This is a genomic window from Pseudoalteromonas sp. GABNS16E (genome assembly GCF_028598715.1).
Taxonomy (GTDB): domain Bacteria; phylum Pseudomonadota; class Gammaproteobacteria; order Enterobacterales; family Alteromonadaceae; genus Pseudoalteromonas; species Pseudoalteromonas atlantica.
This window is the reverse complement of the sequence record NZ_JAQREZ010000009.1, coordinates 58,747-71,091: the sequence shown is the minus strand read 5'-3', so window position 1 is coordinate 71,091 and position 12,345 is coordinate 58,747. Positions and strand designations below refer to the sequence as shown.

The following is a 12,345-nucleotide window of genomic DNA, read 5'->3' as shown; positions in this document are numbered from 1 at the left end:
ATTACTGCTCCTTAGTGTCTTCGCGTAGTAACAGCTGCTGCTCTATGGTGGCTAAAGACGATAACGTTTGCTGCATTTTGTCATTTAACGCCTGTTGCTCTTTTAGGGCATTTATTTGCCGAGTAACATGCTGCTTTTGAAGCCATAAATATTGTTTTATTGGCTCAGGCCAAAAGTAGGCTAAATCGAGTTTTTGTAATCGTGTCATTACCTCCTCTGGTGCACTTGAGGTGTTAACACACATGAATTTAAAAAAACGTTTTAGCTCTTTTTCACCTAAATAAGTATGTAGGCTTGGCTTTACTTTAAAACCGCCACATTGATTAGCATGCCATGCAACAACACGTTCTGCGCTGGGGTAAACGGGGTCACTTTTAGGGCGCTTTTTAGGATTTGGCACCGCATTTTTTGCAGGCTCAACCTCCTGCGACACTGCTGCTGTTTGTGTGTTATTTGTTTCACACCCAGCTAAAACAACCGTACTACTGAGCACACATAAAATAGCTATTAAACGCGTACGCATGCTATTAAACTCCTTGATTAATTAAAGGTATTTTTATTGTAAATAAGCAGCCTTGGGGCTGGTTATGCTCAACACTAAGCTGGCCTTGTAACTGCTCAACCGACTCTTTTACTATGGTTAAACCTAAGCCACTGCCTTGCAGCGTAACATCTTTATTATGCTTGCCTTGGTAAAATGCGCTGAATATCTGGGTTTTTTCTTGCTCTTTAATACCACAGCCTTCATCGCGCACTTGTATTGTTAGTAGCTTTTGCTCAAGTGCTAAGGTTACATCAACACTTTGTCCTGTATTTGAAAATTTTAACGCATTAGAAATGAGCTGAATGAGGGTCATTTCTATCAGCTCTGCGGGTAATGCAAGTGGCTGTTTTGTTATGCTGTTGTGCCAATTTAAGCGTTGCTGCTTAGCCGTTAAGCGGTGCTCAAAATGGCTGTTTATTTTATTTATTAAATTGCCAAATTCGACTTCGCTAACGCTGTCTTTACTGGTTCTGATAGCGTTATAACTAAGTAGGCTGTCAATCATAGTACGCAGACGCACCATAGATTGGCTAATAAGCTCCAGTACGGCTTGCTGCTCTTTTGTAATGGGGCCGACTATTTCATCGCTAAGTAAATCGGTGCCCTCGACCATCGAAGCCAACGGCGTTTTAAGCTCGTGGGTTACATGGCGTAAAAAGGTATCTTTTTGTTGCTCAAGCATATGTAGCTGCTCTTGCACCCATTGTAGTTTTTCGCCTAATTCCACGAGCTCACTTGAGCCTTGCACTGCAATTTTTTGCTGCCAGTGGCCTTGTCCTAGTCCATCTATTACCGACGTAAGCCCTTTTAAGCGCTTACTTATGCGCCATAAAAAGCCCCCGCCCACTAGTAAAGTAAGCGGAATAAGCGCCACTAACCAGTTGATAAACGAGCTTTGTAAAGTACTTAATTCACTTTGGTTGTTTTGTATTTGCGCTGCATTCGTATCGCGCAACCACACCGTAAGCTCAGCCACTAAATCGCTAATAGGCACAAATAATGCAGCATCTTGTTGGTTATTTTCAATTAAAGCTTGATGAGTGCTACGCAATGTTTTTGCTAAGCGGCGCCACTGCATAGTGTATTGCTGTGTGGCACTGGCTTGGCTGAGCGTGTCGATTGTTTGTAAGGAGGATTGCCATTTTTCGTTTATTAACGTGTCGAGCGACTCGCTTTTTAACACCCAGTTTTGTCGCGTTGCCCGCTCTAGGCTATTAAGCTCTTGCTTTAAAAAATTAAACGACTTAGTAACTTGGTAATTATTACTGACAATAAGCTGGGTAACAGCGAGCTGTTTGTTTAACGCATTTAAAAAAACAATAACCACCAAACTAAGCGGCAGTAACGACAGCAGCATACTAATTATAAACTGACCTATTAAGTTAGGCCGCCAATTAAGCATTGCACGATACTTTTTAGCCAACGTTACAGGCATTATCATTTCCTTTTATTATTTTAAGCGCCCTATTTTAGTTACTTACCTTATACTCTCGCTGAATCAACTTCTATATTTAACCCAATATACCCTCCTGTTGCCATTTAGCAACACACTAAGCTATTGATAACTATATTAACGACTAATAGCACGTACCGCCTGTTGCAAAAATAACACACATTTAAGTAAAAAATTCCGACCAGCGCCCCATAAAAAATATAAGCCATTGATTTTAAATACCTATTTAAATTGGCACCATTTTTGTAATAGTGAGTGCAACTTTAATCAATAAGGAAATTAAATGAACAACCGCTTTTTAGTAATTTTACCCATGCTGGCTTTTGGGTTTATGGGCACAGATGCAATAGCTATGGACGTTCAAGCTACATTTAATGAGCTAGATAAAGACAGTAACGGCACACTTAGCGAATCAGAAGCGGGTGAAGATGCCGTACTACACGAAAACTTTTCACAAATAGACACTAACCAAGATGGCCAGTTGTCGCTAAGTGAATTCAAAAAGTTTATTCAGTAAATTCATTTAATTAGGGAACATGATTATGAAACAACTTATCGCAGCATTTGCATTAATGTTTTTAGCCATTAGCGCCACGGCTTTAGCCTCTTCTGTCAACATTCGCTTTGCTCATTTAGACAAAGATATGGATGGGGCAGTATCGCTTGCAGAAGCCAAACAAGATAAAGAAGTAATGAGGCAATTTGCCGATTTAGACGAAAACCAAGACAAGAAAATTTCTAAAGAAGAGTTTCAAAATTTTAAACCTTAATTTTGATTAAGCGCTTTAATTACAAACTCAATAGTAACGATGTTTAAATCTTTTTCTCTGGCTAGAAATTTTAAGCCGTTAGCGCTAAAACGAGCTGCTTAAAATAGATTTATTATCCACAGCTGAAGTTAATTAAGTTTTACTTAAGCTTTTACCTAGTAAGGTAGGTTTCAAAAGCATTTGCCATAATCCCTGAGGGAATGTGTAAACGGATTTAATGTTGGGAAGTTAAATTATGGCAAGTGCTTTTTTTATTAATCTACAAACACTGTATGTTGGAAGGAAAACCATGAAGTGTGTTTTTTTTAGTGTTATCGCTATTACTATGATCAGCTTTAATGCTGTTGCGTTAGATGTTAAACAACGTTTTGATCACCTTGATGCCAATAAAAGCGGCTTCTTAACAGAAGACGAATTAGAGCCACAGCCTCAGCTACTCAGCACCTTTACTCGCTGGGATAAAAACCAAGACAAACAAATCTCGCTTCTTGAGTTTAAAGACTATTTAACCAATAACCTTTACTGAGTATAAGTATGAAGACTGTAAGCTATTTAGCGCTTGTTGCGCTGGGCCTTTTTAGCGATGTAAGCCTTGGCCAAAGTACAGAAGTTGCCGATAAATTTGAAAAGTTTGACCGTAACCACGATGGCTTTTTAACCCGTTCAGAAACCGCCATTGACCCCGCCCTTTGGTCGCGTTTTTCAAGTTATGATAAAGATAAAGACGGCAGACTTACCCTTTCGGAATATGGCATATACGCCAGTAAGTAACTCTTTTTTATAAGCGTAAGCGCTAAATTTTTAACAGCCCTTACGCTTTTAAGCTATCTACCTCAACATATTGGTATTCTAAAAGTGAGTTTGCTAGTGTTATTTTACTAACAATAAAAAATAACCAACTTATGCAACTCAAAAAACTATTTAACCCACTACTGCTTGCCGGCTTATTTGTAAGCAGCACTGCGATTGCGCAAACGCAGGTCATTTACAACGCTAATGGTTACACTCCCTTATACCAAGGTGGTATTCAAACGTTTTCTACTTTAGTGATTGAAAACGGTAAAGTTGTTAAAACTGGAGATGATACGCTTAAAAACACTTTTCCTGATGCCAAACTTATTGATGCCAAAGGTAATACGTTACTGCCAGGGTTGATTGACGCTCACGGGCATGTAATTGGCCTTGGCGATAACTTATCGCAACTTGATGTACGCGGCGCTAAATCGGTCGATGAAATAACCACAAAGTTAGAGCAATTTGCGAAAAATAAACAAGGCTGGATATTAGGGCGAGGCTGGAACCAAGAACTGTGGAGCGACACGCGCTTTCCTACCGCCAAAGACTTAGACGAAGTAGTCAATGACCGTCCAGTGGTACTTTCGCGCGTTGACAGCCATGCAATTTGGGTTAACAGCAAAGCCTTAGAGCTGGCCGGTATTACCGCAGCAACTCAAGCCCCTGACGGCGGCGAAATTATTAAAGATGAATTTGGCAATCCAACTGGTATTTTTGTTGATAAGGCCGAGTCGTTAATTACCCAGCATATGAGCGCCCCTTCAAAACAAGCTATAAGCGACTCGTTAGATGCCGCAGGCGCGCACTTATTAAGCTTAGGCATTACCTCTACTCACGATGCCGGTATCGATAAAACCACCTGGGAAGTTTACAAAGAGCGCAGCGAGCAAGGTAATTTGCCACTAAGAATAGTCGCCATGCTAAGTGCTGCTAGCCCCGATTTAAAGCACATGCTTCAGGCAGGGCGCTATCAAGATGCAGCATCGTTTATGTCTATCCGCAGTGTAAAAGTATATGCCGATGGCGCATTAGGCTCGCGCGGGGCTGCGCTAATTGATGACTACGCAGATAGAAAAAACCACCACGGCCTAATGCTAGAAACCCAAGCTAAGCTTGAAGAATTATTTACTTTAAGCTTCAAAAATGGCTTTAGCGCCAACACCCATGCAATTGGTGATAAGGCAAATAAAGTGGTACTTGATGCGTATCAAAACGTGTTTAAGCAAACGGGCGGTATGTTACTGCGTAACCGTATTGAACACGCGCAAATAGTCACCCCTGATGACATTCCACGTTTTAAAGCTCTTAAAATCATTCCATCTATGCAGCCTGTGCATGCCACTTCAGATATGCATATGGCTCAGCAGCGCTTAACCGATAGCCAATTACAAGGCGCATATGCATGGCAAACATTTTTAAAGCAAGGCTCTGTGATTGCAGCAGGCTCTGACTACCCAGTAGAGCTGGCAAACCCTTTTGATGGCTTGTATTCAGCCATTACCCGTATGGATCATAATATGCTGCCTGAGAACGGCTGGCGCACAAGCGAAGTGCTAAGCCGCGAACAAGCCCTAAGAGCGTTTACACTCGGCGGCGCGTATGCAGCGCACCAAGAGTTTAAAATAGGCAGCTTAGAAAACGGAAAATGGGCAGATTTTATTTTAATAGACAAAGACTACTTTAAAGCCCCTGTCGATGAGATTTATAAAACACAGGTTTTACAGACTTGGGTAGCTGGAGAATTACGCTTTAAAAAAGAATAGCTTATAAAATAGGCAAATTTAAAAATAAACAAAGTAATTACGAATATTTACTAAAGTAATTAAAAAGAGTGTCGATAAGTGAGGGAATTTAAAAAATCTCTTATGTTTCAGGAAGAAAACATGTTTTCAAAAAAACTATCGCTTACTTTATCGGCTCTTTTTACTTTATCACTTAGTGCATGCTCTACTCACCCAGTTTATAATGGCCACGCTTCGCATAATAATATTGGCCATCACAATAGCCATAATCGTTACACAGACGTTCATCAGCCACGCGTAAATAACTGGCAATTCCCAGAAAATAACTACCGCCCTATTAACAGCAGTAAATTATTAAGTAACTATACAGAACAATTAGCAATGAAGCTGATTGAAAATATGAACTACATCAACAGTGGAACGCCTGTTGCAATTACTTCGTTTGTGAATTTAGATGACAATTTACAAACCACAAATATATTTGGTAATCACTTGGCTGAAAGCTTTATTACTGAAATGCAGGAGTTTGGCTTATCGGTAGTTGATTACAAACACACAGGCGCTGTGCATGTAACCCCGTTAGGTGATTTCTCGTTTAGTCGTAATGGTAAAGAAATTAAAGGTTACCCGCATATTGAATACACTTTATCAGGCACTCTAACTTACACGAATCGTGGTGTAATAGTTAACGCTCGTATTATTGGGGCAAAGTCTAAAGTAGTAGTCTCATCAGCTAAAGGATTTATCCCAAGCTTTGTTGTTGAGTCACTTTATCCAACTCGTAGAACTGATGGCATTGTTTTAGACGCGGTGCTTTAAAACAAAAAAGGGTTAACTTAAATGTTAACCCTTTTTTTGAATTTTTAGCTTCACGCTTCTTTGACTTTAGGCTGTCGGTAGAGCTTTATAATATGGTACATATTTACCAGCGCTAATAAGCTATTAGTAAACGCAACAGGCACTGCACCAATAGCCACACCGTAAATAGTAAATACAATACAACCAAACATATTATACCAACGCAGTTTTACTACATCGGTCATTGTTAACGATGCAACCAAGAAAGCTGATGCAATATAACCTAAATATTCCCAACTCAATTGTTCTCTCCTACCCTTTAGGTTAGCATTACGCCAATGCTAACGTGTGGCACTTGTCAGTGTTACAACGTTTAATACCAGTTCGCAATAATACTCAATCATTTTGCGGGGCTAAATGTGTCGCTACCTGCGTTAAAAAATGCTCATTTACGACTGCATGGATGCAGAAGGTAGAGCAATGCAGGAGCAAATGCCGAGAACGACTAAATAGCGATTTTTTGCCTAGCTATCAACACGTTTTCCTAGCCTTAAAATTGATCACTTAATTAGGCTGATTGGTATAAAATAAAAAAACTAACTTGCTTAAAAAACCTTAAAAAGTATATTGGTTGTAGCCAATAGCTTCCTAAATCATTACACGGGAAATGAAGGTATTACGTACTTAGCAAGGCTAAATACAGTAGCAAGTTAGCGTAAATTCTTAGAGCCTTAATAATATCGTCATTAAGGTGTAATAAATAGGACAATTGTCCGAAGAGCATATTGATGTTTCAATACCATTTTTCTAGTTACCTTGTTGAACAATTACTCACTTTTGCAGGGAGTAGCTATCAACAATCAAAAAAAGAAGTGCTGATCCACCAAGATCAACCACTTAGTAAACTTGTGCTGGTGCGCAGCGGTACTATTTCATTTAGTTATGACGTAGGTAACGGACGCCGCCTATTATTAGGCCAATTAGATTGCAACAACACCCTAATTGGTGAAATAGAAGCACTAAACAATAACCCATGTATTTATACGGTCACCTGTTTTAGCGATGTAACCTATAATTTAATAGAGCTTCGCCACTGGCGAGCATTACTACTCGAAAAGCCAGGGCTGAGCTTATACACCGCGCAAACCATTGCGGCTAAATTTCAAGAAAACCAAAAAATTAATTTAGATAAGTTACTGCTGCCTTTAAGCTACAACATAGCTAAAGACTGCTTACTACGCGCCGAGAACAATAATCCAACGCTACTGCGCGCATACCCAACCGTTAACGCCGAAGCAGAGCGCTTTGCAACCACTGAGCGAGCTTATCGTCGCGTAGTTACCGAGCTTGTTGAAAAAGGCTTAGTGCAGCGCAGCTCCCATGGGCTAAAAGCGGTCGATACACAAAGTTTAAGTGATTACGTAGACAGTTTTGCGCAGCTATAAAAAAATCAGACACAAAAAAAGGCCGTAATGGCCTTTTTTAGTTTTTGTGGTATTTATTAGCACTGCGCTATAGCAATAATTTATTTAAAATGAGTACACAAACACGCCCCCGCGCAAATAAACCCCTACTTAACGCTTTGGCAATTACTTATCTAATAAAATATCTTGGATATTTACTAAATCAGATTTACCTTCAATTATTTCATCTGGCGTTAAACCCGATAACTCATGCGGGAACACTAACCACTCTTCTGACTCATGAATAAAGTAATCTGGCACCATCTCTACTTTTGAGTTTTTAGGCTTATAGTACGGACATGCCACACGAATATCGCGTGGTAAGTTTAAGCGCATAAGCTCAGAAAGCTTTTCTTTTAGTGCAAATATACTGCGGCCAGAATCAAACACATCATCAACAATAAGCAGTGAGTCACCTGCATTAGCGTTTTCTACAATGTAGTGTAGGCCGTGTACTTTTATTTCTTTAGATTGCTTGCCAATACCGTAATAAGACGACGTACGCACCGCAATGTGATCAGTTTCAATGCCTTTGTAATCGTAGTATTCTTGCACAGCAATACCAATAGGTGCACCACCTCGCCAAATACCAATTATAAAGTCTGGACGAAAGCCATCTTTATAAACTTGTGCCGCTACGCGGAATGAATCTTCAAGTAGCTGTTGAGCTGTGATGTAGCACTTATCTGACATAGTTTAGAACCCCAGTGGTGAGTATAACATTTGAGTGTAGGCACTTTAGCCAATAATTAAACACCCAAACAGGTATTGGCGAAGGATTTTACCGTAAATAAAAATAAATTGCTTGCCTGCAAATAGCAAAATAGGCACCAATTGGTGCCTATTTTATGTATTAAACGCCTAGTTACTTACTATTAAGCTTTTTCTAACAATGTACGTGCCACTGTGCGCATACCTTGCGTAGTTGCACCTGCAGCCCATTGGCTAGTGCTACCCATATTAAATGCTGCAGCTAAATCAATGTGTATCCAACCTTTACCATCGTTTGGTACAAAGCGAGATAAAAAGCCTGCTGCATTTGATGCGCCGCCGTAACCGCCACCTTTTTGAGCGCGGCTATTTGCCGTATCAGCATATGGAGATGGGCAGTTTTGCTGGTGCCATTTTTCAAGCGGAAGAGGCCATGCAGCTTCCATTTCTTGCGATGCAAAGTCTTCTACTTCGCGAACCAGCTCTTTATCAAGGGCAAATAATGCGTTGTACTCTTGCCCTACAGCTACGAGTGCAGCACCTGTTAGTGTTGCCGCATCGATAATTAGCTCTGCGCCAGTTTCGCCTGCAGCCATTAGGCCATCAGCAAGCACTAAACGCCCTTCAGCATCGGTGTTTACAATTTCAACGGTTGTGCCATTTTTGTAGGTTAAAATATCACCTAGTTTGTACGCATGGCCCGAAATTAAGTTCTCTGCACAGCATAAAAATAGCTTAATGCGTTTTTCTATACCGCGGTTAATAGCCAGTGCTAAACCCGCTGTTACCGTTGCCGCGCCACCCATGTCGCACTTCATTCCTAGCATACCTTCGCTAGATTTAATTGAGTAACCGCCAGAGTCAAACGTAATACCTTTACCTACAAGCGCAGCGCTTACCGGTGCGTTTTCATCACCTGTTGGGTTGTAATCAAGCTCAAGTAAAACAGGTGGGCGCTCAGAGCCACGCCCCACAGCATGAATACCAATCCACTGTTGCTCTAATAACGCATCGCCTTTAATAATTTGGTAGCTTACGTGTTCAGGCGCTAACGATTGAATAAATTCGGCGGCTTTTTCAGCAAGGCTTTCAGGGTAAATGTCATCGGCTGTACCGTTTACCATTTCTCGTGCCCACGTAGCTGAGGCTTTTAAATGCGCAAGCTCGTTTAGATCTGATTGTGCGTTATCAACAAATTCAACACCATGTAATGATTTAGGTGTTACAAAACCTTGGTAAAAAGCCCATTGGCTTTCTGTGCACCATGTATCGCCCGCAAGCTCAACCTGTTTAACACCTTGGCTTGCAATTGTTCGCGCCGCTTTTTGAACATTTTTTAATGTTTCTTGCTCAGATAAATGAACCGTTGCGCCTTGCTCGTTAAAAGACAACGCCGCGTTTTCGCCCCAATGGCTTGGTGCTGCTTGCTCGCTTAGTTGAACAACAAATTTTTCACTCATGTTAGAATACCCTTACACTTAAATGTGCCACCGAGTTTACTATAGTGAGTACAAGTTCCCAACAGCTTGAGATAAATAACATAAACCAACGCATCTGCAGCGTTTAGCATTGGAATTTAAATGAAATACACCCCAGCTTTACAGCCCGCCACGTTATTAAAACGCTATAAACGCTTTTTAGCCGACCTCCAACTTAACGATGGAACTGAATTTACCGCCCACTGCGCCAACACCGGTAAAATGACAGGTTGCGCAGAGCCTGGCTTTAGCGCTTTTTATTCAACCAGCGATAACAGTAAACGAAAATACCCTCAGTCGTTAGAGCTCACTCAAAACTCCCTCTCGCAGTTAATATGTGTTAATACCGCCGTGGCAAATAAAGTGGTCGAAGAGGCTATCAACAACCAGGTTATTACAGAGCTTAACGGCTATGAGCAGCTTCAAAGTGAAGTAAAATACGGCAGCGAAAACAGCCGTATCGACTTTTTACTCACAAGTGACAATAAACCCACTTGCTATGTAGAGGTAAAGTCAGTCACCTTGTTAAGCGAAAGCGCGCCACATAGTGGGCAAGGCTACTTTCCGGATGCGCAAACCGTGCGTGGGCAAAAACACATTCGCGAATTAATAGAAATGATCGAACAAGGCCACCGCGCAGTATTACTGTTCGCTGTTTTGCACCTAGGTATTAATACGGTGAGTGCAGCAAGCCACATAGATAAAAAATACAGCGACTTATTAAACCACGCGATTAAAAAAGGCGTGGAGGTATACGCTTATAAGGCATCTATTACGCCTAGTGAAGTAACGCTTAGTGAGAAAGTGGCCTTTAAATAAAAAATTTAACTTGCTTTTAAACTTTATGCCCATATAACTAGGCAAGTTTAAATACCGAAATAACGATTAATAAAGCATCAAAATTAAAATATGAGCCTTTTTAGTCAACACACTGGTTGAAGCTAATTCGATTAATTAAAAAATAAATTTGCCTAGGGTATAAGATTCTGCTATTTATACCGCCGGCTAATGCTGAGGCATTAAATTAAGGATTTAGGAGAGAGTTATGCCAGACCAACAAAGACATGGTTTATTGGCTCAAGCCGGTTTAGAACCATACCAAGAAAAGCCGGGCGAAGAGTATATGAATGAAGCGCAACGTGCTCATTTTAAAGCGATTTTAGAAGCGTGGCGTAACGACTTACGTAATGAAGTTGACCGCACGAAATCGCATATGCAAGACGAAGCTGCCAACTTTCCTGATCCAGTTGACCGCGCTGCGCAAGAAGAAGAGTTCTCTTTAGAGCTTCGTACTCGCGACCGCGAACGTAAACTGATCAAAAAAATTGAAAAAACAATTATCTTAATTAAAGAAGATGATTTTGGCTTTTGTGAGTCATGCGGAATCGAAATTGGTATTCGTCGTTTAGAGGCGCGTCCAACTGCAGATTTATGCGTAGACTGTAAAACCCTTGCAGAAATTAAAGAAAAACAAGCTGGGCGCGGTTAATTAAAATTAGTTAACTATGTCTCCTACAGCCGTTACCACGCCAAAGCGTGACTATCGCGGTCGATTTGCACCGTCTCCTTCTGGGCCACTTCACTTTGGCTCACTTGTGGCGGCTGTGGGCAGCTACCTTGATGCTAAAGTAAATCAGGGTAAATGGTTAGTGCGCATTGAAGATATAGACACCACCCGCGTGGTGAAAAATGCCGACACCCATATTCTAAATACCTTACAAGCCTACGGCCTTTACTGGGACGAATCCGTTGTTTATCAAACTCAGCGCCTACCTCTTTATCAAGAGGTAACAAATAAGCTGATCCACCAACAATGTGTATATGGTTGTCGCTGTTCTCGCAAACAAATAAAAGCCATGGGTGGCATTTACCAAGGTCACTGCAAAACACTTAACTTATCAACAGAGCAAGGCGCACTTCGTCTTAGCCAGCAGCACCCAACATGCCATTTTAACGATTTGATTCAAGGCGATATTACTGTAAATAGTTCATTAGCCCATGAAGATTACATAATAAAGCGCAGTGACGGATTATTTGCCTACCAACTAGTGGTGGTTATTGATGACATTGAGCAAGGTATTAATCGTGTGGTACGTGGCGCCGATTTAATCGAGCCTACAGCACGGCAAATCAGTTTATTTAAACAGCTTAATGCGCCTATTCCCCAATACGCACATTTACCCCTTGCGGTGGCCGAGCCTGGTTTTAAACTCTCTAAACAAAATTATGCGCCCGCTATTAGCACAGACAACCCAAAACCTGCGCTTATTGATGCGTTTGAATTTTTAAACTTACCTGTGCATAGCCAATTGAATGATTTGTCTGTGGAGCAATTAATGGTGTGGGCTATTAACGAATTTAGCTTAACAGCGGTGCCAAACATACCCGAAATTCAAATTTCGCAAGGTCAGCATCCAAACAGCACTAAATTTACGCATTTAAGCAAATAAAAAACTTAAAAACGGCTTAATTTCAGTCCATCAACTTAATTTTTATACCGCGCTGGTATATGATAGCCGCCTAAATAGAGGCTATTTACAATAAATACAAAGCACCGCACTATAATACCTAATTTATGTGCTTTTTGATTG

At 40.8% G+C, this 12,345-nt stretch carries 15 protein-coding genes; 10 read left to right on the top strand and 5 right to left on the bottom strand.

Annotated elements, in window-relative coordinates; translation table 11 throughout:
• Position 1: 1 nt before the first annotated feature.
• Together PSI06_RS05905 and PSI06_RS05900 are read right to left on the bottom strand one after the other, a co-directional pair.
• Positions 2–523, bottom strand: coding sequence for a hypothetical protein (locus PSI06_RS05905; protein WP_029773902.1), 522 nt, complete (start codon positions 521–523; stop codon positions 2–4).
• 4 nt (positions 524–527) lie between these two features.
• Positions 528–1,979, bottom strand: a complete 1,452-nt coding sequence (locus tag PSI06_RS05900) for a sensor histidine kinase (RefSeq protein WP_126008029.1) — start codon at positions 1,977–1,979, stop codon at positions 528–530.
• 301 nt (positions 1,980–2,280) lie between these two features.
• On the opposite strand from PSI06_RS05900, the gene PSI06_RS05895 reads away from it, so the two are divergent.
• The 6 genes from PSI06_RS05895 (at position 2,281) to PSI06_RS05870 (ending at position 6,123) form a co-directional block, all read left to right on the top strand.
• Positions 2,281–2,514, top strand: a complete 234-nt coding sequence (locus PSI06_RS05895; RefSeq protein ID WP_004586103.1) for a calcium dependent protein — start codon at positions 2,281–2,283, stop codon at positions 2,512–2,514.
• Positions 2,515–2,539: 25 nt separating this feature from the next.
• The gene (locus PSI06_RS05890; protein ID WP_004586102.1) at positions 2,540–2,767 is read left to right on the top strand and encodes a hypothetical protein; all 228 of its coding nucleotides are present in this window, start codon (positions 2,540–2,542) and stop codon (positions 2,765–2,767) included.
• Positions 2,768–3,056: 289 nt separating this feature from the next.
• The gene (locus PSI06_RS05885; RefSeq protein ID WP_024033183.1) at positions 3,057–3,293 is read left to right on the top strand and encodes a calcium dependent protein; all 237 of its coding nucleotides are present in this window, start codon (positions 3,057–3,059) and stop codon (positions 3,291–3,293) included.
• 8 nt (positions 3,294–3,301) lie between these two features.
• Positions 3,302–3,538: a calcium-binding protein gene (locus tag PSI06_RS05880; protein WP_004586100.1), complete on the top strand. Its 237-nt coding sequence runs from the start codon at positions 3,302–3,304 to the stop codon at positions 3,536–3,538.
• 131 nt (positions 3,539–3,669) lie between these two features.
• Positions 3,670–5,325: an amidohydrolase gene (locus PSI06_RS05875; protein ID WP_273603159.1), complete on the top strand. Its 1,656-nt coding sequence runs from the start codon at positions 3,670–3,672 to the stop codon at positions 5,323–5,325.
• A gap of 120 nt (positions 5,326–5,445) precedes the next feature.
• Positions 5,446–6,123 (top strand): FlgO family outer membrane protein, encoded by a 678-nt coding sequence (locus PSI06_RS05870; protein ID WP_004586098.1) that lies wholly within the window; start codon positions 5,446–5,448, stop codon positions 6,121–6,123.
• Between the two features lie 50 nt (positions 6,124–6,173).
• Here PSI06_RS05870 and PSI06_RS05865 read toward each other — a convergent pair whose 3' ends face one another.
• Positions 6,174–6,404 carry a uroporphyrinogen decarboxylase gene (locus PSI06_RS05865; RefSeq protein WP_273603158.1) on the bottom strand — a complete coding sequence of 77 codons (231 nt, stop codon included), beginning with the start codon at positions 6,402–6,404 and terminating at the stop codon, positions 6,174–6,176.
• A 486-nt stretch (positions 6,405–6,890) separates the two neighbouring features.
• Between PSI06_RS05865 and PSI06_RS05860 the strand changes: the two genes are divergently transcribed.
• Positions 6,891–7,547, top strand: coding sequence for a Crp/Fnr family transcriptional regulator (locus PSI06_RS05860; RefSeq protein WP_273603157.1), 657 nt, complete (start codon positions 6,891–6,893; stop codon positions 7,545–7,547).
• A 144-nt stretch (positions 7,548–7,691) separates the two neighbouring features.
• Here PSI06_RS05860 and PSI06_RS05855 read toward each other — a convergent pair whose 3' ends face one another.
• A complete protein-coding gene (locus PSI06_RS05855) occupies positions 7,692–8,258 on the bottom strand; it encodes a phosphoribosyltransferase (protein WP_004586095.1) in 567 nt (188 codons plus the stop codon).
• A 182-nt stretch (positions 8,259–8,440) separates the two neighbouring features.
• The gene (gene pepB / locus PSI06_RS05850; protein ID WP_004586094.1) at positions 8,441–9,736 is read right to left on the bottom strand and encodes an aminopeptidase PepB; all 1,296 of its coding nucleotides are present in this window, start codon (positions 9,734–9,736) and stop codon (positions 8,441–8,443) included.
• Positions 9,737–9,856: 120 nt separating this feature from the next.
• Here pepB and sfsA point away from each other — a divergent pair, with 120 nt between their 5' ends.
• The 3 genes from sfsA to gluQRS all read left to right on the top strand — a co-directional run bounded on the left by sfsA (position 9,857) and on the right by gluQRS (position 12,204).
• Positions 9,857–10,573, top strand: coding sequence for a DNA/RNA nuclease SfsA (sfsA, locus tag PSI06_RS05845; protein ID WP_273603156.1), 717 nt, complete (start codon positions 9,857–9,859; stop codon positions 10,571–10,573).
• Between the two features lie 226 nt (positions 10,574–10,799).
• The gene (dksA, locus tag PSI06_RS05840) at positions 10,800–11,243 is read left to right on the top strand and encodes an RNA polymerase-binding protein DksA (RefSeq protein ID WP_004586092.1); all 444 of its coding nucleotides are present in this window, start codon (positions 10,800–10,802) and stop codon (positions 11,241–11,243) included.
• A 16-nt stretch (positions 11,244–11,259) separates the two neighbouring features.
• The gene (gene gluQRS / locus PSI06_RS05835) at positions 11,260–12,204 is read left to right on the top strand and encodes a tRNA glutamyl-Q(34) synthetase GluQRS (protein WP_273603155.1); all 945 of its coding nucleotides are present in this window, start codon (positions 11,260–11,262) and stop codon (positions 12,202–12,204) included.
• Positions 12,205–12,345: the final 141 nt, after the last annotated feature.

What these genes read in the sequence shown, in the direction of transcription:
- PSI06_RS05900 (WP_126008029.1), bottom strand. Translation starts at nt 1,979, where the DNA reads ATGCCTGTAACGTTGGCTAAAAAGTATCGTGCAATGCTTAATTGGCGG.
- PSI06_RS05890 (WP_004586102.1), top strand. Translation starts at nt 2,540, where the DNA reads ATGAAACAACTTATCGCAGCATTTGCATTAATGTTTTTAGCCATTAGC.
- PSI06_RS05880 (WP_004586100.1), top strand. Translation starts at nt 3,302, where the DNA reads ATGAAGACTGTAAGCTATTTAGCGCTTGTTGCGCTGGGCCTTTTTAGC.
- gluQRS (WP_273603155.1), top strand. Translation starts at nt 11,260, where the DNA reads ATGTCTCCTACAGCCGTTACCACGCCAAAGCGTGACTATCGCGGTCGA.
- PSI06_RS05875 (WP_273603159.1), top strand. Translation starts at nt 3,670, where the DNA reads ATGCAACTCAAAAAACTATTTAACCCACTACTGCTTGCCGGCTTATTT.
- PSI06_RS05905 (WP_029773902.1), bottom strand. Translation starts at nt 523, where the DNA reads ATGCGTACGCGTTTAATAGCTATTTTATGTGTGCTCAGTAGTACGGTT.
- PSI06_RS05885 (WP_024033183.1), top strand. Translation starts at nt 3,057, where the DNA reads ATGAAGTGTGTTTTTTTTAGTGTTATCGCTATTACTATGATCAGCTTT.
- PSI06_RS05860 (WP_273603157.1), top strand. Translation starts at nt 6,891, where the DNA reads ATGTTTCAATACCATTTTTCTAGTTACCTTGTTGAACAATTACTCACT.
- dksA (WP_004586092.1), top strand. Translation starts at nt 10,800, where the DNA reads ATGCCAGACCAACAAAGACATGGTTTATTGGCTCAAGCCGGTTTAGAA.
- pepB (WP_004586094.1), bottom strand. Translation starts at nt 9,736, where the DNA reads ATGAGTGAAAAATTTGTTGTTCAACTAAGCGAGCAAGCAGCACCAAGC.
- sfsA (WP_273603156.1), top strand. Translation starts at nt 9,857, where the DNA reads ATGAAATACACCCCAGCTTTACAGCCCGCCACGTTATTAAAACGCTAT.
- PSI06_RS05895 (WP_004586103.1), top strand. Translation starts at nt 2,281, where the DNA reads ATGAACAACCGCTTTTTAGTAATTTTACCCATGCTGGCTTTTGGGTTT.
- PSI06_RS05870 (WP_004586098.1), top strand. Translation starts at nt 5,446, where the DNA reads ATGTTTTCAAAAAAACTATCGCTTACTTTATCGGCTCTTTTTACTTTA.
- PSI06_RS05855 (WP_004586095.1), bottom strand. Translation starts at nt 8,258, where the DNA reads ATGTCAGATAAGTGCTACATCACAGCTCAACAGCTACTTGAAGATTCA.